This is a genomic window from Oceanobacillus luteolus (assembly GCF_042678205.1).
GTDB lineage: Bacteria > Bacillota > Bacilli > Bacillales > Amphibacillaceae > Oceanobacillus > Oceanobacillus luteolus.
Window position 1 is genome coordinate 1 of record NZ_JBHUDE010000076.1, and the last position, 1,393, is coordinate 1,393.

A 1,393-nucleotide genomic window follows, 5' to 3' on the forward strand; every position below is an offset into this window, starting at 1 on the left:
TCGTAATATAAGGTTAGCCAGAAATTACTGGTTGACCTTTTTTTATAAGGTTTTATTATTACGGTAGTCGGGGTAGAACGTCGCACCCGTGGGACTAGATCCCGTCAGCTAAACTGTTCACCCCCTACTTGTATAAACATGTTTCAGGCTGGTTGGGACATTGAGATCCCGTTTAACAAGCGAACCTATGACATTACAAGAAGCCTTAGGGGATACCGACAATTTTATAAGCTAGGAGGAGATAGTCTATGAATCCAGTCATTGGTCTGGATGTTTCTAAAGGAGAAAGTCAGATTCAAGCATTTTTAGATAAAGGCAAACCTTATCGAAAGAGCTTTAGTATTAAGCATGATATTAAAGGGTTGGGGAATTTACTAGAATTCCTTCATGAAGTTGAAAAATTGGCTAACGGCAACCAACCTACGGTCGTCTTGGAATCAACTGGTCACTATCATTATCCAGTTACTCAATTTTTGGAAGAACAAAATTACGTTTATATTATTGTTAACCCTCTTATTTCACATCGGGCAAAAAGTTCAAGTCTGCGTAAAGTTAAAACAGACGCAATAGATGCCTATCATCTTTGTGAGCTGTTTTATAAAGAAGAGTTAGAGCCTTATAAAAAGCGAGGTATTCAACTTTTAAATCTACGCAACCTTACTAGACAACAAGAAAGTATTGCAGAAATCTCAGCCAAAGCTAAGCTGCAGTTACATTCCTTATTAGATCAGGTTTTTCCTGAATATAGGGGTGTATTTGGAAGCCTATATTCAAAGGTATCATTGCTTACTTTACTAGCATTCCCAACATCTGAAGCTGTATTAAGTGCAAGTGAGAGGGAATTATCAGAGAAGATTAGTGAATTATGTAAGAGTCGTTCCGAAATTTGGGCACAAGAAAGGGCAAAAAAGTTAAAAGAAGCCGCCCTTCGCAATCCATTTCAGAACAACCTGTATCAGAGTAATATCTTTAATCTTGAGATGTTAGTTCGTCTTGTACTTCAATACCAAGAGCATCTATCTAAGATTGCGACAGAAATAGATGCCCTCGCTAAAGAAGTTGAAGAATACCATCTCCTCCAATCTATTCCTGGAATCGGAGAAAAAATCGCTGCAACGATTATTTCCGAGATTGGAGAGATTAACCGATTTGATAGTGCCAAAAAGCTCGTTGCATTCGCTGGTGTGGATCCGAGTGTTTACTCTTCTGGTAAGTTTACAGCATCAGTAAATCGAATCACTAAACGAGGCTCGAATAGACTACGGCACGCTTTATATATGGCTGTTCAAAGTGGCATTCGTGATTCTCGTAAAAAGAAAACAACCGATGAAATCATAGCACGCAATAAGAGACTAAGAGAGTTTTATGATAAGAAACGTGAAGAAGGTAAACC

The 1,393-nt window shown here is 38.3% G+C and carries 1 protein-coding gene; it reads left to right on the forward strand.

Translation table 11 applies throughout. The features are described from left to right. Positions 1 to 248 precede the first annotated feature (248 nt). On the forward strand, positions 249 to 1,393 hold a 1,145-nt coding region (locus ACFSBH_RS12240), incomplete at its 3' end, for an IS110 family RNA-guided transposase (RefSeq protein ID WP_379597758.1).